Annotated in this window: 26 protein-coding genes; 18 read left to right on the top strand and 8 right to left on the bottom strand. The window is 51.6% G+C overall.

All coding sequences use genetic code 11. The annotated features are described in order from the left end of the window. Nucleotides 1-11 precede the first annotated feature (11 nt). The 3 genes from KNQ06_RS11805 to KNQ06_RS11795 all read left to right on the top strand — a co-directional run bounded on the left by KNQ06_RS11805 (nucleotide 12) and on the right by KNQ06_RS11795 (nucleotide 3,039). Nucleotides 12-1,508, top strand: coding sequence for a UDP-glucose--hexose-1-phosphate uridylyltransferase (locus KNQ06_RS11805; protein WP_149426755.1), 1,497 nt, complete (start codon nucleotides 12-14; stop codon nucleotides 1,506-1,508). Beyond that, a complete protein-coding gene (locus KNQ06_RS11800) occupies nucleotides 1,505-2,509 on the top strand; it encodes an aldose epimerase family protein (RefSeq protein ID WP_149426756.1) in 1,005 nt (334 codons plus the stop codon). The genes KNQ06_RS11805 and KNQ06_RS11800 overlap by 4 nt, the downstream gene beginning before the upstream one ends. Nucleotides 2,510-2,628: 119 nt before the next feature. Next, on the top strand, nucleotides 2,629-3,039 hold the full coding sequence (locus KNQ06_RS11795) for a VOC family protein (protein WP_167507525.1): 411 nt from the start codon (nucleotides 2,629-2,631) through the stop codon (nucleotides 3,037-3,039). On the opposite strand, the gene KNQ06_RS11790 is transcribed toward KNQ06_RS11795, so the two are convergent. The 7 genes from KNQ06_RS11790 to KNQ06_RS11760 form a co-directional block, all read right to left on the bottom strand. Continuing rightward, nucleotides 3,013-3,513, bottom strand: coding sequence for a methylated-DNA--[protein]-cysteine S-methyltransferase (locus tag KNQ06_RS11790; protein WP_149426758.1), 501 nt, complete (start codon nucleotides 3,511-3,513; stop codon nucleotides 3,013-3,015). The two genes, KNQ06_RS11795 and KNQ06_RS11790, sit on opposite strands and share 27 nt — an antisense overlap. 78 nt (nucleotides 3,514-3,591) lie before the next feature. Beyond that, nucleotides 3,592-4,989 carry a dihydrolipoyl dehydrogenase family protein gene (locus KNQ06_RS11785; protein WP_215148370.1) on the bottom strand — a complete coding sequence of 466 codons (1,398 nt, stop codon included), beginning with the start codon at nucleotides 4,987-4,989 and terminating at the stop codon, nucleotides 3,592-3,594. A gap of 1 nt (nucleotide 4,990) precedes the next feature. Then, on the bottom strand, nucleotides 4,991-6,208 hold the full coding sequence (locus KNQ06_RS11780) for a dihydrolipoamide acetyltransferase family protein (protein WP_208796374.1): 1,218 nt from the start codon (nucleotides 6,206-6,208) through the stop codon (nucleotides 4,991-4,993). Between the two features lie 13 nt (nucleotides 6,209-6,221). Continuing rightward, on the bottom strand, nucleotides 6,222-7,220 hold the full coding sequence (locus KNQ06_RS11775) for an alpha-ketoacid dehydrogenase subunit beta (protein ID WP_215148368.1): 999 nt from the start codon (nucleotides 7,218-7,220) through the stop codon (nucleotides 6,222-6,224). Nucleotide 7,221: 1 nt separating this feature from the next. After that, on the bottom strand, nucleotides 7,222-8,271 hold the full coding sequence (gene pdhA, locus KNQ06_RS11770; protein ID WP_149426761.1) for a pyruvate dehydrogenase (acetyl-transferring) E1 component subunit alpha: 1,050 nt from the start codon (nucleotides 8,269-8,271) through the stop codon (nucleotides 7,222-7,224). A 13-nt stretch (nucleotides 8,272-8,284) separates the two neighbouring features. Further along, nucleotides 8,285-9,427, bottom strand: coding sequence for a Glu/Leu/Phe/Val family dehydrogenase (locus KNQ06_RS11765; protein WP_149426762.1), 1,143 nt, complete (start codon nucleotides 9,425-9,427; stop codon nucleotides 8,285-8,287). A gap of 37 nt (nucleotides 9,428-9,464) precedes the next feature. Further along, nucleotides 9,465-9,866, bottom strand: a complete 402-nt coding sequence (locus tag KNQ06_RS11760) for a thioesterase family protein (RefSeq protein WP_149426763.1) — start codon at nucleotides 9,864-9,866, stop codon at nucleotides 9,465-9,467. A gap of 332 nt (nucleotides 9,867-10,198) precedes the next feature. Between KNQ06_RS11760 and KNQ06_RS11755 the strand changes: the two genes are divergently transcribed. The 12 genes from KNQ06_RS11755 to paaX all read left to right on the top strand — a co-directional run bounded on the left by KNQ06_RS11755 (nucleotide 10,199) and on the right by paaX (nucleotide 20,594). Beyond that, the gene (locus KNQ06_RS11755) at nucleotides 10,199-11,476 is read left to right on the top strand and encodes a phenylacetate--CoA ligase family protein (protein ID WP_149426764.1); all 1,278 of its coding nucleotides are present in this window, start codon (nucleotides 10,199-10,201) and stop codon (nucleotides 11,474-11,476) included. Between the two features lie 18 nt (nucleotides 11,477-11,494). Beyond that, nucleotides 11,495-12,466 carry a 1,2-phenylacetyl-CoA epoxidase subunit PaaA gene (gene paaA / locus KNQ06_RS11750; protein WP_087681930.1) on the top strand — a complete coding sequence of 324 codons (972 nt, stop codon included), beginning with the start codon at nucleotides 11,495-11,497 and terminating at the stop codon, nucleotides 12,464-12,466. A 14-nt stretch (nucleotides 12,467-12,480) separates the two neighbouring features. Then, on the top strand, nucleotides 12,481-12,825 hold the full coding sequence (gene paaB / locus KNQ06_RS11745) for a 1,2-phenylacetyl-CoA epoxidase subunit PaaB (protein ID WP_215148366.1): 345 nt from the start codon (nucleotides 12,481-12,483) through the stop codon (nucleotides 12,823-12,825). Beyond that, complete coding sequence (gene paaC / locus KNQ06_RS11740; RefSeq protein ID WP_149426765.1) at nucleotides 12,822-13,607, top strand: 1,2-phenylacetyl-CoA epoxidase subunit PaaC; 786 nt, start codon at nucleotides 12,822-12,824, stop codon at nucleotides 13,605-13,607. Before paaB ends, paaC begins: the two co-directional genes overlap by 4 nt. A 14-nt stretch (nucleotides 13,608-13,621) precedes the next feature. Beyond that, nucleotides 13,622-14,116 carry a 1,2-phenylacetyl-CoA epoxidase subunit PaaD gene (paaD, locus tag KNQ06_RS11735; protein ID WP_149426766.1) on the top strand — a complete coding sequence of 165 codons (495 nt, stop codon included), beginning with the start codon at nucleotides 13,622-13,624 and terminating at the stop codon, nucleotides 14,114-14,116. Between the two features lie 15 nt (nucleotides 14,117-14,131). Then, nucleotides 14,132-14,455, top strand: a complete 324-nt coding sequence (locus KNQ06_RS11730) for an EthD family reductase (RefSeq protein ID WP_023466996.1) — start codon at nucleotides 14,132-14,134, stop codon at nucleotides 14,453-14,455. Next, the gene (locus tag KNQ06_RS11725) at nucleotides 14,433-15,212 is read left to right on the top strand and encodes an enoyl-CoA hydratase/isomerase family protein (RefSeq protein WP_023466997.1); all 780 of its coding nucleotides are present in this window, start codon (nucleotides 14,433-14,435) and stop codon (nucleotides 15,210-15,212) included. The genes KNQ06_RS11730 and KNQ06_RS11725 overlap by 23 nt, the downstream gene beginning before the upstream one ends. Before the next feature lie 5 nt (nucleotides 15,213-15,217). Then, complete coding sequence (locus KNQ06_RS11720; RefSeq protein WP_215148363.1) at nucleotides 15,218-16,726, top strand: aldehyde dehydrogenase family protein; 1,509 nt, start codon at nucleotides 15,218-15,220, stop codon at nucleotides 16,724-16,726. Between the two features lie 74 nt (nucleotides 16,727-16,800). Next, nucleotides 16,801-17,667, top strand: a complete 867-nt coding sequence (locus KNQ06_RS11715) for a 3-hydroxyacyl-CoA dehydrogenase (RefSeq protein WP_058265571.1) — start codon at nucleotides 16,801-16,803, stop codon at nucleotides 17,665-17,667. Then, on the top strand, nucleotides 17,664-18,872 hold the full coding sequence (locus tag KNQ06_RS11710) for an acetyl-CoA C-acyltransferase (protein ID WP_214806075.1): 1,209 nt from the start codon (nucleotides 17,664-17,666) through the stop codon (nucleotides 18,870-18,872). Before KNQ06_RS11715 ends, KNQ06_RS11710 begins: the two co-directional genes overlap by 4 nt. Next, the gene (locus KNQ06_RS11705) at nucleotides 18,869-19,636 is read left to right on the top strand and encodes an enoyl-CoA hydratase-related protein (RefSeq protein WP_215085082.1); all 768 of its coding nucleotides are present in this window, start codon (nucleotides 18,869-18,871) and stop codon (nucleotides 19,634-19,636) included. The genes KNQ06_RS11710 and KNQ06_RS11705 overlap by 4 nt, the downstream gene beginning before the upstream one ends. Before the next feature lie 73 nt (nucleotides 19,637-19,709). Continuing rightward, nucleotides 19,710-20,594, top strand: coding sequence for a phenylacetic acid degradation operon negative regulatory protein PaaX (gene paaX, locus KNQ06_RS11700; RefSeq protein ID WP_023467002.1), 885 nt, complete (start codon nucleotides 19,710-19,712; stop codon nucleotides 20,592-20,594). 56 nt (nucleotides 20,595-20,650) lie between these two features. Here the strand turns inward: paaX and KNQ06_RS11695 are convergent, their stop codons facing one another. Then, nucleotides 20,651-21,190: a gamma carbonic anhydrase family protein gene (locus tag KNQ06_RS11695; protein ID WP_035399020.1), complete on the bottom strand. Its 540-nt coding sequence runs from the start codon at nucleotides 21,188-21,190 to the stop codon at nucleotides 20,651-20,653. A 91-nt stretch (nucleotides 21,191-21,281) separates the two neighbouring features. On the opposite strand from KNQ06_RS11695, the gene KNQ06_RS11690 reads away from it, so the two are divergent. From KNQ06_RS11690 to KNQ06_RS11680, 3 genes are all read left to right on the top strand, one after another. Next, entirely contained in the window at nucleotides 21,282-22,220 is a 939-nt protein-coding gene (locus tag KNQ06_RS11690) for an NAD(P)H-dependent flavin oxidoreductase (protein WP_214725035.1), read from the top strand. Nucleotides 22,221-22,357: 137 nt separating this feature from the next. After that, nucleotides 22,358-22,786 (top strand): DMT family transporter, encoded by a 429-nt coding sequence (locus KNQ06_RS11685; protein ID WP_215148361.1) that lies wholly within the window; start codon nucleotides 22,358-22,360, stop codon nucleotides 22,784-22,786. A 15-nt stretch (nucleotides 22,787-22,801) separates the two neighbouring features. Beyond that, on the top strand, nucleotides 22,802-23,470 hold the full coding sequence (locus KNQ06_RS11680; protein ID WP_214806080.1) for a Crp/Fnr family transcriptional regulator: 669 nt from the start codon (nucleotides 22,802-22,804) through the stop codon (nucleotides 23,468-23,470). Nucleotides 23,471-23,482: the final 12 nt, after the last annotated feature.

Raw genomic sequence — 23,482 nt, 5'->3', positions numbered from 1 at the left:
GAGTGACGGCGATGAATGAACTCATCCAACAGTTAGTAGCGCAAGCAATCCAGGAACGCTTGATTGAACCGGAAGATGCGATCTACGCCCGGAACCGGATTCTAGCGCGGGTCGGTCAAGCCGATTTTGAAGAACAGGCAGACGTACCATCTCGCCCGATTCCAGATATCTTGGATGACATGATTGAAGTGTTGATCGTAAGTGGGCAGTTGCCGGCGCGTCTTGAAGACAAAGAGCAGTTCGCAGCAGATGTGATGGATATCTTCGTCGCTCGTCCGTCTGACGTGACAGCGGCATTCCGTCGTCTGTACGCTGAATCACCGATAGCGGCGACGGATTATTTTTATCAGCTCAGTCAAGCAAGTAACTATATTCAAACGAAACGGATTGCTAAAAATAAACGTTATCAAGCAGAGACGGCTTATGGGACGATCGATGTCACGATCAACTTATCGAAGCCGGAAAAAGATCCACGTGAAATCGCAGCAGCTCGGACGGAGGTACCGACGACGTCGAACTATCCGACCTGTCTGTTGTGCGTCGAAAACGTCGGTTACGCGGGCCGTGCGAATCATCCAGCCCGAGCAAATCACCGAATCGTTCCACTGACACTGCTGGAAGAACCGTGGGCATTACAATACTCACCGTACGTCTATTACAACGAACATAGCATCATTCTGTCACAGGAACATCGTGACATGGTCATCAATCGGGATGCGTTTGCGCGCCTGCTCGCCTTCGTCGAGCAGTTCCCACATTACTTTGCTGGTTCGAACGCTGACCTGCCGATCGTCGGCGGATCAATCCTGACGCATGATCATTATCAGGGCGGTCGCTATACGTTTGCGATGGACCGGGCAAACGCTTTAACATCCTTTACGTTCCCGGATCAGCCGACAGTCACTGGCGAAACCTTACACTGGCCACTGAGTGTGTTGCGTCTGAAGAGTGAAGATGCGTCGGCACTACTCGATGCTGCGACGACCGTTTATGAGACGTGGTTGACGTATACGGATGAGAGTCAAAAAATCCGTTCACATACCGGTGAGACGCGACATAATACAGTGACGCCGATTGCCCGTCAACGTGATGGACAATTCGAGCTCGATCTCGTCTTACGGAACAACCGGACGTCAGCAGAACATCCGGACGGTATTTTCCATACGCATGCCGATATTCACCACATCAAGCGGGAAAATATCGGCTTGATCGAAGTGATGGGACTGGCAGTTTTACCGGCACGCCTGCTCCAAGAATTGCAACAGGTCGAACAGTTCATCACAGGTGAAGTCGACGAAGTAGCTGTCGCTCATGCTGACTGGGCGCAAGAACTAAAACAAGCGTATGACGGTCAAGATGTCACGATGTACGTCGAGCAAGCGGTCGCTGCGAAATTCGTACGTGGTCTCGAAGACTGTGGCGTCTTTAAACAGACGGAAGAAGGTCAGGCGGCGTTCGGGCGATTCGTTCAACTCGTGACGCGCCAACCGGTGGAGGAACAACGATGACACAACTACTTGAGAAAGAGTTGATCCGACATACGTTACGTCAGGAAGGCATCGAAGTGACACTCTGGAACTACGGCGGCATCATCCAAGATATCCGGACGACCGATCGGGATGGTCATTTGGAAAGTGTCGTCTTAGGTCTTGAGACAGTGAACGATTATCAACAGCACTCACCTTACTTCGGGGCAATCGTCGGACGCGTCGCTGGTCGAATCGGACAGGCGCGCTTCGAAGTAGCGGGACAGGTCTATCCGCTTGTCGCAAACGACGGTGCGAATCATCTGCATGGTGGGATTCACGGATTCGATCAAGCATGGTTCGATGTCATTGAAGCGACGGATACATTGTTCCATTTGCGCTTGAACAGTCCGGATGGAGAAGAAGGTTATCCGGGAACGGTCACACTCGACGTGTATTATCGATTAGAGGGAACGACACTGACGCTTGAGATGACGGCCGTGACGGATCAGACGACACCACTCAATCTGACGAATCATACGTACTTCAACTTATCGGGAAATGCGAAGCGGGATGTGTTAGATCATGTCTTGACGTTACCAAGCGACTGCTACTTACCGGTCCAGCCAGACGGCTTACCGACAGGGGAACAACGGGATGTCTCCGGAACCCCGTTCGATTTCCGGAACGGTCAGTCGATTCGTGACGGGATTACGCTGGAGCATCCCGAGACGATTGCTGTTGGAAACGGCTATGATCATCCCTTCGTGTTGCGGGATGACAAACTTCGACTTGAAGATCCGGTGTCCGGTCGTTTCGTCGACGTGACAACGAATCAGCCGGCGGTCGTGCTCTATACCGGAACGCAACTGCTGACAGATTATACGATTCATGGTGTTCCGGCTCGACCATCACTTGGTTTATGCCTTGAAGCACAAGTCCATCCGAATGCAGTCCATGAATCTGATTTTCCATCAATCTTGTTGTCACCCGGTGAAACCTATCACTGGAAAACAACTTATCGCTTTGATGTAGTTTCTTGAAAAAAGCCCCACTTTCCATCTCCGGTTGGACAGGAAAGTGGGGCTTTTTGTGTATAGAAGGAAATCGGGAAGAAAAGTGCGAAAGATGATACTAAAGCATAATGAAAGGAGGGCTTTTCATGCAGTATGCCGCTACTCCTTGTCTCGTTTTTTCGGGACAAGCCAAGCAGGCGATCGTGTACTACGAAAACGTATTTGCGATGACACGTCGGCGTATCATAATGGATGAAGCAGGAGATACCGTCTACCACGCGCATTTATCCAATGGCGCGTTTGAATTGATGCTCTGGGATGAGAGTGCCGCACCGAATACCTCTTCTTCGCTCCATCTGTTGTTGACTTTTACGTCGCTTGAAGAGCTCGAGCAAGTGTATCTGCGATTAACGACAGACGGTCAAATCGTCACACCCCTTGCGGTAGCAGACTTTGGAGGTTGGTATGCGCAAGTCCGCGACCCGTTCGGGATTCTGTTCGCTCTATCGTTCAGCGAAGAGGGACGAGAATCAGAGGCGTTGCTCGAGCGCGAGTAGTGTCCGCTTCATATTCAGACCGCCATGATAGCCGAGCAGATCGCCTTTTTTGCCAATGATCCGGTGACACGGAATCGCAAGCAGTAATCGATTTTTCCCAATTGCCGTGCCAATCGCGCGAGTCGCGTTCGGCCGGAAGAGACGTTCCGCGATATCGGAGTAGGTGGCGGTTTGACCGTACGGTACCGCGCGTAAAGCATTCCAGACTTCAAGTTGAAACGGGGTACCGACTGGTGCGATTGGAAAGGACAGTGTCGTCGACTGCTGATTTAGATAAGCCAGTAGCTGCTCCGTATACGGAGCAAGCGCGGTATCAGAAGCAATCCGCTCGGCTCGGGGGAAGTGTTTCCGCGACCAGTCGTCGAATAACTCCTCCGGTTCATCCCAAGCGCCGACATAACAGAGACCATCTGCTGTAGCAGCGACCGGAAATGTATGCGTATTCCAGTGCAAACGAGTGAAGTACAGTTCCATGACATGTTTTCCTTTCTACACGAAATGAAGTGATGAATCAGAAAGAGGTGCTTCTGACGCAGAGGCACCTCTTTTGGATTACGCGCGCGAACCGACTTGTTGCCGCGGTGGAAGATGGATCGATTGACCAAATAAGGCTTCCATCGATTCCGTCAAGGCTTCGCTTCGACTCGGATGGGCCATGACAGGGAAGAGAAGATCCTCCTGTTTTGCTGTCAGTTCCAGCGCTTGGGTGAATTGTCCAACGAGACGATGAGCATCGTCCCCGATCATGTGAATACCAAGGATCAGTGATGTTTGCTCATCAGCGATGACCTTGACGAACCCACTGCCACCTTCAATCGTCGTCGCTCCGTTTGCATTCAGTGGGAATTGTCCGCTCTGAACAGCATGTCCGGCTTCGACTGCTTCTTGTTCTGTCATCCCGACCGAAGCGATCGGTGGGAAGGTCCGTAGAACTGTCGGATAATACGGTGTCGTTGAATCGACGTCTTGACCGGACAGATGCGCTGCCGTCCGCTTCGCTTCATGAATCGCACGGATGGCGAGCTGTGGACCCGGTGTGACATCACCGATTGCGTAAATGTGGGGTTGATTCGTTCGTCCAGTTGCGTCAACTGAAATCGTTCCGTCTTCTGCAAGCGTCACACCAATCCGTTCGAGACCGAGTGTCAAACTGTTCGGGATCCGGGAAAGGGACTGGAACAGATAGGCACCCTGATAGGCGACTTCTTCTCCGTTTTTCATGACGGTGACGGTCGCGTCCGATGAAGCCTCGATACGTGTCACGACATCCGACACGAGACGGATTTTTTGTTTTTTGAATGTCCGCTTCAGTTCCTTTTCAAGGCTTGGTTCGAGTGACAATTGATCCGCGAACAACGTCACCTCTGTCCCAAGTGCATGGAAACAGGCGGCCGCTTCGAGTGCTAGCGTGTCAGATCCAATAATCAATAAGCTCTCTGGTAGTTGCTCGAGTTGATAAAGCTGTTCGGCATTCAAGCGGCACGATTCCTCGTGCTGGATGCTGTGACTGCCGGTCGCAATGATGACGTCCTGGAACCGGTACGTATCGAACTGATGTCCCGACTCGACGCCGATCCGGTCCTCTGATAGGAAGGAGGCTGCACCAGAGATATGCTCAATCTGGTTCGCCTGACAGAGGGCGACCACTCCTTGACGTAATTGTTGCACGACACGATTCCGGTAAGCATTCAGTTTACTGAAATCATGGACAGCAGAAGTGTTGAATCCAAGGTCTTCAAGATGCGGCAAGCGTAACATCTCTTCTGCCGCATGCGCATAGACCTTGGACGGGATACAGCCTCGGTTCAGACAAAGTCCACCGAGTTCAGCTTGTTCAATCAATGTAACGTTTCGACCGCCTTGTGCAGCACGGATCGCTGCCGTATAACCTGCGGGACCTCCACCGATGATCAGAAGATCCCGTTCTTGTGTAAGTTCGCCAACAACCATGTTAGATCAACTCCAGAAGTAGGGTAGTCGGATGTTCAATCAGTGACACGAATCGGTTCGTAAAGGCAACAGCCGTTGCCCCGTCTGCGACACGATGATCGAACGACATCGACAAATTCATCATCGAGCGAACGACGATTTGATCGTTCTCATCGACACAGGCTCGTTTTTTCGTCTTATGGAAGGCAATCAGTGCTGTCTCCGGATAGTTGATGATCGGTGTTGCTCCCGTACTGCCGAGCGGACCCACATTACTCATCGTAAAAGTGCTTGTTTTTAAGTCCGCTGCGCGCAAGGCACCGTTTTGAGCACGTTGTTGCAACGCGACCAATTGTTCATGCAGTTCCGTCAGTGAGAGCTGATCGGCATGACGGATGACCGGAACCATCAACCCGTCCGGTGTTTCGGTTGCCATGCCGAAGTGGAAATCTTGCTCTAATCGAATACACGCATTCGTTTCATCAAGCTTGGCATGAAAGACAGGATATTCTTTTAAGGCAACGATCAAAGCTTTGATGAAGAAAGCGTTGACGTTGATGTTTCGTCCAGCTGCTTTCCATTCGGCACGTAGTGCGAGTAAACGCGTCATGTCGACTTCCTCGAAGTGAGTGACATGGGGAATCGTGTACAGCGACTGGGTCATCTTTTTCGCGATTTGCTTGCGAATGCCGCGGAACGGAATCGTTTCCGCTGTTGTTTCTTGGTACGTGACCTCTTCAATAATCGGCGCAGCTGTCTCTTGCGGAGCAGTAGCAGCTTGGACGAAGCGGAGCACATCGTCCTCCGAGACTCGACCTGATGGATCGGAAGCCGTGACAGCTTCGATATCAATCCCGTGATCACGGGCGATTTTTCGCGTATACGGTGTCGCAAGAACACGTTTTGCTGGAGGAATTTGAACAGGTGGGGCGGTGACAGCAATCGATGCTGGTTCAGGAGCAGGCGACGCTTCAGGTGTTACCGCGACCGGCATGTCGGAAGCGTTACTTGCTTCGATGTGCAATAACGTCGTACCGACTTGTACCGTCTGACCGACCGGGATGATGATTTCCTTGACGATTCCGGAAACGGGAGCCGGTAGTTCGGCGACCATCTTATCGGTCGCGACCTCGACGACCGGTTGATCCGTCGTGACATGGTCTCCGACTTGAACGAGGTAATGGGCGATTTCACCTTCTGTCATCCCTTCACCGACATCATGTAATTTAACTTCGATCATGGCATTCAGCTCCTTAAAACTCGACCGTACGCTGAATCGTCGCAAGGACACGTTCTGGCGTCGGAATGTAATGGTCTTCGAGGGCGAACAGCGGAACGGGAACATCAAAACCGGTCACGCGGGCAATCGGTGCCCGTAAATAAAGAAACGCTGTATCGTTGATCAACGTCACGAGATCATTACCGAGACCACCCATCGCTGCGGCTTCATGCACGATGACGGCACGACCTGTCTTTTGAACGGAAGCAGCGATCGTTTCCCGGTCGAGCGGATAGAGCGTCCGTAAGTCGAGTACTTCGCAAGAGATGCCGCGTTCCTGTGCAGCCGTTGCTGCCTTTTGAGCTACTTGAACCATTGCTCCCCAGGCAATTAACGTCACGTCCGTTCCTTCGCTGATGCAGCGTGCTTTTCCAATCTCAACGGTATACGATTCGCTCGGTACGACTTCCTTGAATGAGCGGTAGCTACGCATCGACTCAAGAAACAACACGGGATCTGGATCTTCAATCGCAGCAATCAATAACCCTTTTGCATCGTACGGTGTTGCCGGGCAGACAACCTTGAGACCAGGCATCGATGTAAAGAGCGCTTCTGTACTGTCGGAATGGATTTCCGGTGCCCGGATGCCGGCACCATAAGGCGCACGGATGACCATCGGCACACTGTACCGTCCCATCGTCCGCATCCGGATCCGGGAGACGTGCGTCATGATTTGTTCATAGGCAGGGTAGATGAAGCCGAGAAATTGAATCTCGACGATCGGTTTAAAGCCATTGATGGCAAGACCGATCGACGTACCGACGATGCCAGCTTCGCTAAGCGGTGTATCGACGATCCGGTCTTCCCCGAATTCTTCCTGTAAGCCGTCCGTCGCTCGGAAGACACCACCGTTTTTTCCGACGTCTTCTCCAAGAACGAGCGTTGTCTCATCCTCCGACAATTTTGTCCGCAGGGCATCCGTGACAGCTTGAACGAGTGTCATCTCTGTTTGACGATTGATTGGTGTTGCCATCTCATTTCCCCCTTGCTAGCAGATACGCTTCTTTTTGTTGCTGGACATCAACCGGTAAGGTCGCGTACGTATGGTCGAACAAGTCATTGACGTCTGGTGCCTTGAATTGCTCCATCGCAGCTACTGCCGCTTCGACTTCTGCCTGATGCCGTTCCTGCAGCTGTTGCATCCAGGTTTCGTCAAAGTAGCCTTGATGTTTTAAGAACTGTTCGAGTCGATCGAGCGGATCGACCCGATCACGCGAACGGGCTTGATCACGATATTTCGTTGGATCATCTGCTGTCGTATGGGCACCAAATCGCCATGTGACGGCTTCAATCAATGTTGGTCCACCGCCAGAACGGGCACGCGCAACGGCTGCTTGCATCGTGAAATAGACGGCAAAGGCATCGTTCCCATCGATCCGGACGCTTGGCATCCCGTAGGCAATCGCTTTTTGTGCGATCGTTTCGGAATGCATCTGTTTTTCGATCGGAACAGAAATCGCGAATTGATTGTTTTGGTTGAACAGAATGACTGGTGCTTGGAAGACACTCGCGAAGTTCATTCCTTCGTGGAAGTCGCCTTCAGACGTCGCCCCGTCACCAAAGTAGGCGACCGCGACGTTCGTCGTACCTTTTCGTTTTTCTGCCCATGCGGCACCGACGGCATGCGGAATTTGCGTCGCAATCGGTACGGCAGGAGGAAAGATGTGTTTCTCAGACGGCACGCAACCTTCGACGCGACCGTTCCAGTAGAGGAGGGTCCGCACCATATCGGCACCGAACGTCAACGTCGCACCGTGATCTCGGTATGTCGGGAATAACCAGTCCTGATCGGACAACGCCAGTGCACTACCGACTTGCGCTGCCTCTTGTCCTTCGAACGGTGCATAAGTGCCGAGGCGCCCTTGGCGTTGTAAGTTGATCGCCTTCCGGTCGAACGTCCGGATCCGGTGCATCTGTTCATATAGGGTGAGGGCGAGCTCTTTCGTCAGATCGTGTTCTTTTGAGGCGTCGATGATACGACCTTCTTCATCGATGATGCGTTGAATCGGAAAATGTTGCTCCATGTCAGTCCCTCCTTCAGTGGTTACGGATATCCCATTTTGGCTTTGTCGTATTCGTAAAGATGTTGTTGTGTTTCGCCCGGATCTGCATCCGTTTTTCACACATCCGGTTCGCTGCTTCGACCGTCGTGATGTTTTCTGTTTGCGACTCCTTGAAGACTTCGAGCACTGCGTCATAGATGTGACGCGTCTTCAGGAGAACCCGTTCATGATTTGCTCCGTACAGTTCGTCAGCAACTTGGATCAACCCACCACCGTTGACGATATAGTCTGGTGCATACAAGATGCCGCGATCCATCAAGACGTGAGCGAGCTGTTCATCTGCAAGCTGATTGTTCGCCGAACCGCAGATGGCTTTGCACGGTAAGAGGGCGATGTTTTGAGTATGAATGACACCGCCATATGCACATGGAACGAAAATATCAGCGTCTGTTAGATGGATTTCGTGAGGCGAGACGACGCGAACCGTGCCAGGTGCCATTTCGGATTGGGTCACGATTGCTGCGAGCGCTGCTTCGTTGACGTCTGAAACATAAATCGTCGCACCGGCGAGTAACAGTTGTTCGGCGACCTTGAAGCCGACCTTTCCAAGTCCTTGAATCGCATAAGTCGCGCGACTTAAGTCGTCCGAACCGAATAACGTCTCGATTGTCGCCCGGAGTCCATAGACGACACCTTCAGCCGTCGGGATCGATGAATCGCCACTTCCGCCAAAGGCTTCCGGAATGCCGACGATCCGTGACGTCTCCCGACTAGCATGAACGAAGTCATCCATCGTCGTACCCATGTCGGTTCCGGTGTAAAAACGTCCGCCGAGCGAATCGACGAAGCGACCGAAGGCACGAAAAAGCTCTGGTGATTTATCTGTTGCCGGATTACCGATGATGACGGCTTTACCACCACCAAAATCAACATCAGCGGCAGCGCATTTATACGTCATGCCACGCGACAGGCGGAGGACATCGTCAAGTGCTTCATCGACAGAAGCGTAAGGCGCCATGCGGCAACCACCGAGAGCGGGACCGAGCGTCGTATCGTGGATGGCGATGATCGCTTGTAACCCTGATACAGGGTCGTTGCAAAAGACGACTTGTTCGTGACCCGCGATTTTTTCCATGATCGAGAGCGTTGGATTCGTAGATGGGTTTAACATGTTCATAGTAGAGTCCTCCTCTATCAAATATAAGTAAGCGCTTTCATTTTGTTGGAGCATTCACTTTCAATTTTTCTTGAATCCGGCTTTTTTCTAAAATGAATTGTGTCACTTCTCCTGTTCCAATGACCGCTTGTCCGTCTCGGACTTCAATGTCAGCGTCAACGCGACGTGCTGTGACGCGTGTTACTGTAGCGGTCACGATCAATCGTGCGCCTTCAGCTGCCATGCCAAGATGCTTCAACGAAACCGCACCCCCGACACCTTCTTCGTCTGCCTCTAAGTAAGGCAGGATGAGTTGACGTGCTGCCCATTCCATATGGTAGACCATAGAAACGGTCGAGTATGCGGGATGAACCAATTGACCTTCAAACCGTGCAAACATATCTTGCGAGACGACCGCTTGAATCTCTGCTGTATCCCCGACAGCTAAACCTGGCTTCATCGTGATCCCCCTTCACTACAACGAATCCTCATTCAATCAAGTGGTCTTACCAAAAATAGTATAACACTTGTCACACGATATTTTATCAACCCGTTACAAAATGAGCAAATCATTTCAGAAATATTTTCCAAAAAAAGACTCTCGATCATGAAAAAATAGCTTTATAAGCCAAATGATTTACTGGTAAGGTGCGTTGAAGTGATAAAGTGAGAATCGTTTGGGAGCATTTAACAAAACAAGATTGACAACATTGTGAACGTATCGTACGTTAAACATATAACTAAAAATAAACGACCGTTTAATTATTGTATACATGATGAGGAGGTACAGGTATGTACGATCAACATCACGAAACGATGAATGCGCAAACGCGGGAGCAGCTACAGATGGAGCAATTACGTCAAACGATGGAACACGTCACGCGCGTCCCGTTCTATCAAGAACGTCTGCAGACATTGCAGATGACGGCACATGATTTTCAAACGATCGAAGATCTACGAAAATTTCCCTTCACACGCAAGCAAGATTTACGCGATCATTATCCGTTCGAGCTATTTGCCGTCGAACGAGAACAGGTCACCCGAATTCACGCCTCGTCTGGTACGAGTGGTAAACCGACTGTCGTCGGGTATACGCAAGAAGATTTAGACGACTGGGCAGATGCCGTAGCACGGAGCTTAGTCTTAGCCGGTGGTTCACCAGCTGACTTGTTGCACAATGCATACGGCTACGGACTGTTCACAGGTGGACTCGGTCTTCATGCAGGTGCTGAAAAACTAGGCATGACAATCTTGCCGATTTCCGGTGGCAACACGGATCGCCAAATCACGTTAATCGAGGATTTCCGACCAGATGGCATCTGTGGGACACCTTCTTATATCTTGCGATTAGCAGAACGCATGATCGAACGGGGGATCGATCCACGCAAGACAAGCATGCGTTACGGCATCTTCGGAGCTGAACCCTGGTCGGAAGAGATGCGGCAGACACTCGAACAGACCTTTGATCTACAGGCATTTGATATTTATGGACTCAGTGAAATCATGGGACCAGGTGTCGCGATGGAATGTCAGGAGCAGGCAGGTCTGCATATCATGGATGACTTATTCATTACGGAAGTCGTCGATCCCGTTACGGGGGAACCGGTACCAGATGGCATGGTCGGGGAACTCGTTTTTACAAGCTTGAAAAAGAAAGCGCTTCCAATAATTCGTTACCGGACAGGTGACTTAGCATCGATCACGCACGAAGCGTGTGCTTGTGGTCGGACGACGACACGGATGTCACGTGTCAAAGGGCGAACGGACGACATGCTGATTATCCGAGGGGTCAACGTCTTCCCGTCAGAAATCGAGCGGGTCTTACTCCAACAGCCGGACGTGACGCCGCATTATCAAATTCATCTCGTGCGTAAAGCAGGACTCGATGCCGTTGAGCTACATATCGAATTCGAAAACATCTCGGAGCGACAAATGCGTTCGATATGTGACGCCATCAAGTCGGAATGCCTCATTTCCATTGATCTCGTCTGTCACCCGCACCAAGGGTTACCACGATCGGAAGGGAAAGCCGTTCGGATCGTTGATCGACGCTCGACATCACTCGTCTGATTCAAAGGAGGAACTAGCATGTATGATGCAACACAACTGTTCGAACCCGTCCAACTGACGGAAGAGGAAAAATTGGCTCGCTTTAAGGAGCGGATCGAGCAAGGTGAAAAAATCGAAGCCGATGACTGGATGCCTGCTTTTTACCGGGACACGCTGATTAAATTGATTTCGATGCACGGTATTAGTGAAATCATGGGTGCACTTCCGGAAAAAGAGTGGGTTCCAAAAGCACCATCACTTCGCCGGAAGCTCGGCATCATGGCGAAGGTCCAGGATGAGATGGGGCATGGACAACTGTTACTTCGTGTCGTCGAGGATTTGATGAAGCCATATGGCAAGACACGCGGGGATTTGATGGATGATTTGTTCACGGGACGATTGAAGTTCCACAACGTCTTCCACATGCCGACGCGGTCATGGGCCGATGCCGGGATGATCGGTTGGCTCGTCGATGGCGCGGCGATCATCACGCAGACGAACATGCTCGGTGCTTCATATGGACCTTACGCACGGGCTTTACAACGGATCTGTGCGGAAGAGGTCTTCCATGCGCAACACGGAGAGTCGATCATCATGGCACTCGCGGAAGGAACACCGGAACAGCGGGCGATGATTCAGGAATCACTGGATGAGTGGTGGGAATCCTTGTTGATGTTCTTTGGACCAGCCTCGAAAGAGACGACCGGGACATCGAAACAGGACGTGACGATCGCCTATAAGATTCGGACGAAAACGAATGAAGAGTTACGGCAAAACTTCTTTACGAAGTACGTACCACGGATTCGTTCACTCGGACTCGTCATTCCAGATCCGACGTTACGTTTTGATGAAGAGACAGGGCAGTGGGAATATGCACAGCCAGACTGGACAAAATTCAAGACGATCATCCAAGGGGGAGGACCACGTTCGAAAGAGCGACTGGACCTGCGCCGGACATCTTATGAAAATAACGCCTGGGTACGGGATGCACTCGCTGAAACGAAGGCATGAGAGGGGAAGGTACGATGAACGAGACGTTTTATCACGAATTCGAAGTCTTTAGCAAACGGACGCCGAACGCGGCGTTCACCCATCAATTCAGCTTGCTCGCTCCGAACAAGGAGATGGCACTGTTGATGGCGCAAGAAAACTTTATGCGCCGGGAACCGGTCGTCGACATCTGGGTCGTCAAACGCGAAGATATCCGTGGTTTATCACCCGATGAGAAGCAGATGATCCAACGCCTTGATAATAAGGACTACCGGACAACGAAAGGGTACGGCTACTTGAAGAAAAAATGGCGTCATTACGAGCAACAGATGCTCGATGAAAAAGAGATCATGTCTTGGCAAGGAGGCGATTCCAAATGACGGAACAAGAACGGACGGCACTCGCCTCCTTACTCTATCAACTCGCGGATGATGATTTCCTTTACGCGTATCGTGGTTCGGAATGGCTCGGACTCGCACCGCATATCGAAGAGGACGTCGCTTCGTCTTCGATTGCGCAAGATTCGATGGGACACGCGGCGATGTATTACCAACTCCTCGAAGAACTCGGCGAAGGAAATGCTGATGCATTAGCTCATGTCCGACTAGCGCATGAACGGAAGAATTCGATTCTCGTCGAACGTGTCAACGGACCTGGCTACTACATGGAGAAGCCTGAATATGACTGGGCATTCGCCGTCGTACGGAACTATTGCTACACGGTCGCGAAAAAGATCCGGATTGATGCTTTGAAGTCGAGCAGTTATGAGCCACTCGCTACGGCTGCCATCAAGATCAACATGGAGCTGTACTATCATTTGCTGCACTGGCAAACGTGGTTTACCCAGCTTTATCAATCGACGGAGACGGCGCGACAGAAGATGGATGCAGCCTTAGAAAAAGTCCTCTATGACTTCGGTGACATGTTCGATTATGGCGAACACGGTCAATTGATCGAAGAGATGCGGTTGATTGAAGGGCAAGGCATTTTACTCGATCGTTGGTATCAGACGATCACACCGTTACTCGTCGAATTGAACGTGACGCTTCCGGAAATGCAGATGACGCGTAACGGGCGGGACGGCGATCATACGGAAGATTTGAATGACGCGCTTGCGACACTCGGAGAAGTTTACTTGATTGATCAGACGGCGACGTGGTGAAAGGAGAGGGAAGCATGACGACGACACTCCAGGATGCAATCCGGGAAGCCCTGAACGGGGTGAAGGATCCGGAAATTGATAGCGTCAGTATTTTAGATCTTGGCATGGTCGAGACGATGGACGCGGAAGCGACAGAGCATGGTTACCTGGTGCGCGTCACGCTTCTCCCGACGTTCCTCGGTTGCCCGGCGCTTGAAATCATAAAAAAAAACACCGAATCTGCCTTGCAGGTGATTCCAAATGTCGAACAGGTCGACGTCCAGTTCCGGTTTGATCCACCATGGACATCGGACCGAATCACGGAACAAGGCATGCAAGGATTGAAGGCATTCGGTATCGCTCCTCCTCGGTTTGAGCAAGGGAAGTGGGAGATTGACTGTCCGTATTGTGGATCGACGTATGTGACGATGGAAAACTTATTCGGACCGACAGCATGTCGAAGTATTCTCTACTGTAAATCGTGTAAAAATCCATTCGAGGCGATGAAACCCGTCTCTACTCTCATGTGAAGGAAGGTAATCAATATGGCAAAATTAATCGCACTGTACAAACATCCGGAAAACAAGGAAGCATTCGATCAGCATTACTTTGAGGTCCATGGTCCATTGACAGCAAAAATTCCAGGACTGCAAGAAATGAATGTCACGAAAATCGTCGGCTCACCAATGGGCGGAGACGGAAAGTATTACTTGATGTGCGAGATGGTCTATGAAAGTCAGGAAGCGATGCAAGCAGGCATGCGTTCGCTCGAAGGAAAAGCGTCTGGGAAAGACTTGATGAGCTTTGCGGGGGATCTCGTCACATTGATGATTGGTGAAGATGTCCATGCCGACACAACAGTACGTTAAGACGGAAATGGTCGATCGGATCGGTCGGATTCGACTCGACCGAACGGCACGATACAATGCGCTGAACCGAACGATGGTCCGGGAAATCGTCGAGGCGATGGAGACATTCGACCGAGACGAACGGGTGACGGTCATCGTCTTGACCGGAAACGGAAAATCGTTCTCAGCGGGCGCCGATATCGAGGAGATGCTCGAGGCGACACCGATCTCGATGGAACTCCTCGATCCGTTCGCAGACTGGGACCGGATCAGTCGAATCAAAAAGCCGATCATCGCGGGTGTCCACGGTTTCGTCCTTGGCGGCGGCTTTGAACTGGCACTCGCTTGTGATTTAATCTACGCCGATCCCGAGACACAGTTCGGATTCCCGGAAGTCGGACTCGGCGTCATGCCAGGAGCAGGCGGGACGCAGCGCTTGACGAAATGCATCGGTCGGACGCGAGCGCTCGAGTGGCTCTTCACCGGAGACCGGATGAAGGCAGAGGAAGCGGAACGACTCGGTATCATCAACCGGGTGACGGCTGATGTCGAAGCGACGGTGCTGGCGATGGCAGAGCGGTTATCGAATCAACCGAGCATGGCGTTGCGACTGATCAAGGACGCAGCAAACAAAGCCGTTGATTTATCGTTACAGGATGGGATGGAGCACGAACGCCGTAACTTCTATCTCTTGTTCGCGACAGCCGATCAAACAGAAGGCATGCAAGCATTTCTCGAAAAACGATCACCGATTTTCAATCAACAGGAACAGGAGTGAATACAATGTCGACAGTACATGAAAAAACACTTGAAATGAAACGGTCCGTCTATCATTTGCTCATCAACGGCGAACAAGTCGAGGGTGCAACAGGCGAGACGTTCAAAACATACAATCCGGCAACGGGCGAAGTGATCGCGGAAGTCGCAAAAGCATCGAAGGAAGACGCCGATCGCGCCGTTCAAGCGGCACGCGATGCGTTTGATCACGGGAAGTGGAAGATGTGGCCGGTCGGGCGTCGGGCACAAGTCTTGAATAAGGTTGCGAGCATCATGCGTTCCCGCTTCAACGAAATCGTCGAACTGGAGATTCTTGATACAGGGAAATCACTGGCAGCGGCGCAAGGACAAGTCACGCAAGCGATTGAAGACTTTGAGTTCTATGCGGGTGCGATCGTCGGTCACCGTGGTGTCGTCAATAACGTACCGGGACAATTCCATAACTATACGGAAAAAGAAGCGGTCGGTGTCTGTGCACAAATCATTCCGTGGAACTATCCGTTAATGATGGCAGCTTGGAAAGTCGCACCAGCAATCGCCGTCGGTTGCTCGGTCGTCGTCAAACCAGCGACATTGACACCATTGACAGCGATCATTCTCGGTGAGATTTGTCTAGAAGCTGGTGTACCAGCAGGTGTCGTCAACGTCATCCCTGGATCCGGACGCGAGATCGGCAACCATCTCGTTAAGCATCCTCACGTCGATAAAGTCGCCTTCACGGGCTCGACGCCAGTCGGTAAAGACATCATGGGACGTGCGTCCGAGACGTTAAAACGAGTCACACTCGAACTCGGTGGAAAATCACCGAACATCGTCTTTGAAGATGCGGACGTGACAGCAGCTGTTGATGGTTCATTGTTCGGAATCTTCTATAACAGTGGTCAATCGTGTGAAGCGCGCTCGCGCCTGTACGTCCACGAAGAGATCTACGAAGCGTTCATGGAGCAGTTCGTCGCGAAGACAAAACAACTCGTCCTCGGTAATCCGTTTGATAAAGGGACACACGTTGGAGCGATCATCGATCAACAACAGGTCGACGTCATCGATGGATATGTCCAGTCGGCGAAAGCGGACGGCGCAACGATCGTCACAGGAGGTCACGCGACAGCACCAGAAGGATACGAAAAAGGCTTCTGGTACGCACCGACGATCATCACGGACGTCACGCACGAGATGAAAGCGGTCAATGAAGAAATCTTCGGACCGGTCGTCGTCGTCATGTCGTTCAAAGATGAAAAAGAAGCGATTCGTTTAGCGAACGATACATCGTTTGGACTCGGCTCAGCCGTTTGGACGAAAGATGGCGCGAAAGCGACACGTGTCGCGAATCAAATCAAAGCCGGCATCGTCATGGTCAACTGTCCGTTCTCTGCCTTCCCGGGCACACCGTTTGGTGGCTACAAACAATCGGGCTTCGGTCGAGAACTCTGTATCGAGACGCTTGATCTGTACACGGAAACAAAAAGTATCTTGTCGTATTACGGCAGTCGTCCACTCAATCCGTTCGGACTATAAGCAAGAGGGAAGGCTGGAGTTCCGTCGGGAAGTCCAGCCTTTTTTAACAGCACAGGGGATAAGGGGGAATTCAGATGGTAGAACAAATCGTCGTCGTCGGATCCGGCGTCATGGGACGTGGCATTGCGTACGTTGCAGCACACCGCGGATTTCAGGTGACACTCGTTGATATTAAAGAAGAATATGTCGAAAGTGCCTATCGAGAACTCGAACGCATCGCAGAGAAAGGAATCACGCGAGGGAAGATGTCCGCGAATGAGGTCGAGGGACTGTTCGATCGACTGCATCTGTCGACCGACCTAGCTGAGGCGGCACAACAAGCGGATCTCGTCATTGAAGCAGTACCGGAACAACTCAGCATCAAACAGCAAGTCTTTGAAACGCTAGAAGCGAATGCACGTCCGGACTGTTATTTCGCGACGAACACGTCGACGATGAGTCCAACGGAAATTGCGTCCTTTACGAACCGGGCGGACCGGGTCATGGCGATGCATTTCTTCAATCCGGTCCATCTGATGCCACTGATCGAGCTCGTTCGTGGTCTTGAGACATCGGATGAGACGGTTGCAGCTCTTGAACAGGTAGCGCGTCAGATGCAGAAGGAAACGGTCGTCATCCGTGAGTTTCCTGGGTTCGTGACTTCGCGGATCAGTGCGCTCGTCGGAAACGAAGCGTTCTACATGTTACAAGAAGGACTCGGGACACCAGAAGAGATCGATAAAGCGATCAAACTCGGCTTAAACTACCCGATGGGACCATTCGAACTCGGGGACTTGGTCGGACTTGATACTCGGCTCCACAACTTAAAGTATCTGCATGAGAAGCTCGGCGAAAAATACCGTCCAGCACCACTACTCGAACAGTATGTCAAAGCGGGTCGACTCGGTCGTAAGACAGGTCGTGGTGTCTATGATTATACGAATCGCGAGGTGACATCATGAAACGGGTCGCCATCATCGATGCCGTTCGGACACCGATCGGTCGCTATAACGGCGCGTTGCGTCAGGTTCGTCCGGATGATTTAGGAGCACGCGTCATCGAAGCGTTGCTTGAGCGTAATCCAAAAGTCGATCCGAAGACGATCGAGGAAGTCATTTTCGGCAATGCGAATCAGGCGGGAGAAGACAATCGTAACGTCGCCCGGATGTCGGGACTACTAGCTGGTCTACCGGTCGAAGTCGCCGGTACGACGATCAATCGCTTATGTGGATCAGGACTGGATGCCGTCATCGCGGCAGCGCGTGGGATTGCCTTAGGTGAAGGTGATATCTATATCGCTGGTGGAACGGAAAGCATGACGCGTGCGCCGTTCGTTCTCGCGAAGCCGGATCAGGCCAACCCACGTGGCAATCAGACGATGTACGATACGACGATCGGTTGGCGCTTCGTCAATGATCGTTTAGCAGATCAATACGGAACGGATTCGATGCCGGAGACAGCCGAGAACGTCGCCCGTCAGTACGGGATTTCACGAGAAGCGCAGGACGACTTTGCGTTTGAAAGCCAACGACGCGCGAAACGAGCGATCGAGGCAGAGCGCTTCACGGACGAACTGGTTGCGGTCACACAAACGGACCGGAAAGGCAACGTCAGCGTCTTTGACCGTGATGAACATCCTCGTCCTGAGACGACGCGTGAGAAACTGGCGACACTTCGTCCGTTATTCCCAAGTGGTACCGTGACGGCGGGGAATGCATCTGGTGTCAACGACGGTGCGTCGGCACTTTTATTGATGAGTGAAGAAAAAGCGAACGAACTCGGTTTGACGCCACTCGGGTATTACCGGGCGAGTGCGACGGCTGGGGTTGAACCTGCCATCATGGGAATCGGACCGATTGACGCGACGGAAAAAGTTCTCCGGCGGGCAGGGTTGACGGTCGAACAGCTCGATCAAATCGAGTTGAACGAAGCGTTTGCGGCTCAAAGTCTTGCCTGTATCGAAGCACTTGGTTTACCAAGCGAAAAGGTTAACGTCAACGGTGGTGCGATCGCTTTCGGTCATCCACTCGGTGCGAGTGGAGCTCGGATTTTGACGACATTATTGCATGAGATGCGCCGGACGAACCGGACGTATGGTCTCGCGACGATGTGTGTTGGAGTCGGACAAGGGATCGCACTCGTCGTCGATCGGGAGGGACTCGTATGATTCACTTAGAACGAGAAGGCTATATCGCAATCGTCCGGATTGATCGCCCGGAACGTTTGAACTGTCTCGATTATCCGACGCTTGTCGCCTTGCAAGAACAGGTCGATGCGTTATCAGTCGACCCGGAAGCGCGGGTCATCCTGTTTACGGGAACGGGGAAAGCATTCAGTGCGGGTGCCGATTTAAAAGAACGCGTGCATTTAAACGAAGAAGAAGTCCGACGCAATGTCCTTGCGATCCGCAACGTCTTTACGTCGATCGCACAATTGCCGCAACCAACAATCGCAGCCGTCAACGGTCACGCGCTCGGCGGTGGGTTCGAGTGGATCCTTGCCTGTGATTTCCGGTTTCTCGTCGAGGATGCACTCGTCGGCTTGACGGAGACCAGCTTCGGGATCATTCCAGGAGCCGGTGGAACACAACGCTTGCCACGACTGATTGGGGAGACGCGGGCAAAGGAATTGATCTTCACGGCGAAAAAAATCGATGCGATGACAGCAGAACGGTACGGACTCGCGACAGCCGTTGTTGCCCGGGAAGCGTTGATGACGACGTGCTTTGAGTTTGCTAATCAGATGTTACAGAACGGACCAATCGCCTTGCGCCAAGCGAAGCGAGCGATTGATCAAGGGCGGGATGTCTCACTCGAACAAGGACTACAGCTCGAAACAGAGGCTTATGAAGTCGTCATTCCGACGGCTGATCGTCAGGAAGCGCTACAAGCCTTCGCTGAAAAACGACCACCACGCTTTGAAGGAAGATGAGGATGGTCGACGTTTGAAATAACCCGTATACTAACGATACACACTATGAACGACTGAAGAGAGAGTGAATACCATGAGTGCGAACACCCAATCGATGATCTTTACGATTTACGGCGATTACATTCGCCATTACGGCAATCAAATCTGGGTCGGGAGTTTAATTCGACTCGTCAAAGAGTTCGGACATAACGAACAGGCCGTTCGGGTTGCTGTGTCCCGAATGGTTAAACAAGGCTGGCTCGTCTCCGAGAAACAAGGAAATAAAAGCTTCTATTCATTGACACCACGTGGGGTGGAACGGATGGAGGAGGCCGCACGCCGGATCTACAGATCAACACCGCACGACTGGGACGGGAAGTGGCGGACGCTGATGTACACGATTCCGGAGGATAAACGCCAGATTCGTGATGAGCTCCGCAAAGAACTGACGTGGAGTGGGTTTGGTAACTTATCGAACGGGGTTTGGATCTCACCGAACCCACTTGAAAAAGAGGCGGAACGATTGATCGCGTCGTACGAGATCGAAGAGTATGTCGATTTCTTCGTCGGTGAATACCACGGTCCGAAGCAGGATCAATCCCTCGTCGAGCGTGCGTTCCCGCTGGAAGAATTGCAGGAGCGTTACGAGACGTTCATCACGGATTACAGCCGGCAATACATCGTCCATCAAAGTCAGCTCCAACTCGGAGAAATGACGGATGAACAGTGTTTCGTCGAACGGACGATGCTCGTACATGAATACCGGAAGTTTCTATTCACGGATCCCGGATTACCGCAAGAACTGTTACCAGATGCGTGGAGCGGACATCACGCGGCGCTCTTGTTCGAACAATATTACCGATTGCTCGCACAACCAGCGAGTCGGTTCTTCGAATCGATCTTTGAAGAGACGCACGATGTGTCCCAACGCAGTGCCTCGTACGACGCGGCGGAACACCCGCTGTTTGCAGAGCGGTGAAGATTTATTCGAATGAAAAGAGCGGGACGGATCAGTTGATCCGCCCCGCATTCGTGTCATTCAGATGTGTTCTGTTCAGCGGATTCTGCGAGAATGTTTCGGAAGGCATATCCTTTATCGACATAAGAATCAATCGACTCCTGAATCATCGCAAGATCCGCTTCTGTTAGTTCACGCACGACTTTACCGGGTGAGCCGATGATCAGCGAACGGGGTGGGAAAACTTTTCCCGATGGAATTAGCGTATTCGCCCCGATGATGCATTCTTCACCAATCTCTGCGTGATCAAGAACGGTCGCACCCATTCCGACGATCGAACGACGTCCGATTTTGCAACCGTGTAAAATTGCGTTATGTCCAACCGTTACTTCATCTTCAATGACGACGGGTGCCCCTTCATAGAGATGAATCGTCGCGTTGTCCTGAATACTGCATCGTTTCCCAATTGTAATCGGTCCTTCGTCACCGCGTAAGACAGCGTTGAACCAGACGGTAGACTCGGAACCGATCGTGACGTCTCCGATCAGATAAGCACCAGGAGCGATGAATACATCGGAGGCAACGTTCGGATGAATCGATTGATACGGAATCTTCATAACAGAATGACCTCGTTTCTATAATAAGATGAACTGCTATTCATTCCATGTCAGTATAGCATGTGAGTGAAGTCGAGAACGGAGGAAAGATATGTTTCCGATTTGTGAGCTCTTTAAAATTCGATATCCTTTAATCCAAGGAGGAATGGGTAACATTAGTCATGCGGCGCTCACGGCAGCGGTGTCGAATGCCGGAGGACTCGGAACGCTCGGGTGCGGGACATTGTCGGTCGATGAAGTGTCGTCGCGGATTCACGAGACACGAATGCTGACGGATCAACCATTTGCCTTGAACATCGCGATTCGTGTGTCTCCCTATACGGAAGCACTGATTGATCTCGCGATCGCAGAAAAGATTCCGGTCGTCTCCTTGTCGGCAGGAAATCCGGCACCGTACATAGAGCGACTTCAAACTGCTGGCATCAAAACGATCGCTGTTGTCGCTTCAGTCAAACAGGCGTTAAAGGCAGAACAAGCAGGCGCTGATGTACTCGTAGCGGAGGGAGTTGAAGCGGCAGGCATCAATTCACCGCTCGAGTTGACGACGCTGACCTTGATTCCGCAACTCGTCGATCGGGTCAACATTCCGGTCCTGGCAGCGGGTGGGATTGGTGACGGGCGTGGATTGGCAGCTGTTCTGTTACTTGGTGCGGCGGGGGCCCAGCTCGGAACACGATTGATCGCGACGGAAGAGGCGAAGGTTCATTCGGCATACAAGGCGCACTTAATGGATGCGACCGATACCGATACACGCATCATCGGACGTTCCGTCGGATTCGTCCGACGTGTCCTTGATGGTCCTTACGTCGAACGACTCACAGCAGAGACACCTGCTGCTTTTCTCGATCAGACGAATGAGTCGTATCATATTACGGGCGCTCTTGAGGGCGATGAGGAGAAAGGGTATGTCAACGCTGGACTGGTTGCCGGATTGATTCATGATGTGCCGACTGTTGCGGAGTTGTTTACGCGCATGATGACGGAAGCAGAGGAACAGCTGAAGCAAACGACGACTCGTTTTACGACATGAGCATATAGTGAGGGACCCGTGATTCTACTTGTGGACAGCGGGTTTTTTCATGTTTTTTTGAAAATGGGACATTTGTCCTTTTCAAGTAGGGCACGAGTAAGGTCTACTCTAGTGTAGAGATTAAAGGAGGAGATGACGTGCAAGGAGTCGTGTTTGCTTTGATGAGCGGTCTGTTCATCGCCCTGCAAGGCATATCCAATGCGCGCCTTGCGACAGGCGTCGGACCGTGGTTGTCCGTATTGATCGTCCACTTTGTGGGTCTGATGGGTTGTTTAGTCATTTACAGTTTCGTACGAGATCGGAAAATCGGTGGCTTCCGTCAGTTACCGTTGATTTATGCGAGCGGCGGTTTGATTGGCGTGCTAGTCGTCGTAACGGAACTGACAGCAATCCAAACACTCGGGATGACATGGGCGATGTGTTTATTACTCGTCGCACAGATTTTATGTGCGTTTGTGATTGATTTAAAGGGATGGTTCGGTGTCTTAAAAAAACAAGGAAATCGTGGTCAGTGGGTTGGTGTGGGTCTCATGCTTGCAGGAGTTGCGATTTTCTCACTTGCCTAAAGGGAGGGAATAAACATGAAAACCGTCATTCAACAGTACGGACTGGATACGATTTTGACGGAAGAGACGCGCGCTTGGTTGCGTCAAGAAACCTTCCAGAAAGGGGAACTCCTCTGTACGACAGGGACAGCGATCGACCGGATGTACTTCATCGTCGCAGGCAAGGTCAAGATATCTGCTGCCTCGTCAGAAGGGAAACAACGGATTCTGCGATTCAAGACACCACTGACAGTGATCGGTGACGCTGAATTCATCAACGAACGGGAAGTGCTGAATACAGTCGAAGCAGTGACCGATGTCGAGGTGTTGAGCGTACCGTATGCGATTTTACGCGAGCACAATACAACGAACGTCTTTCTGCAATTCTTATTACGCACGATCACAGCGAAGTGGTATGCCGACTCGAAATCAGCGTCGCACCATGTGTTGTATACAGTTGAAGAGCGATTTGCAGGGTATTTGTTGTCGATCGCTTCTGAAGCCAGTGACAGCTTATTTTATCAGGAGATGCGGACATCGAACCTGCATGACGTTGCTGACTGGCTTGGAACAAGTTATCGCCATCTCAACCGGATCATCACGAAGTTGTGTGAAGAAGAGATTCTCGTTCGACGACGTGGGAAAATCATCATCGTTGATCTGGAGCGGATTCGCGAGAAGGCGAACGGCAACAGCTATGAGTAAGGAGGAACGAAC

This window comes from Exiguobacterium sp. s91 (assembly GCF_018618915.1).
GTDB lineage: Bacteria > Bacillota > Bacilli > Exiguobacteriales > Exiguobacteriaceae > Exiguobacterium_A > Exiguobacterium_A abrahamii.
The sequence above is the reverse complement of the archived record's forward strand: the minus strand, read 5'-3'. Positions and strand labels throughout refer to the sequence as shown.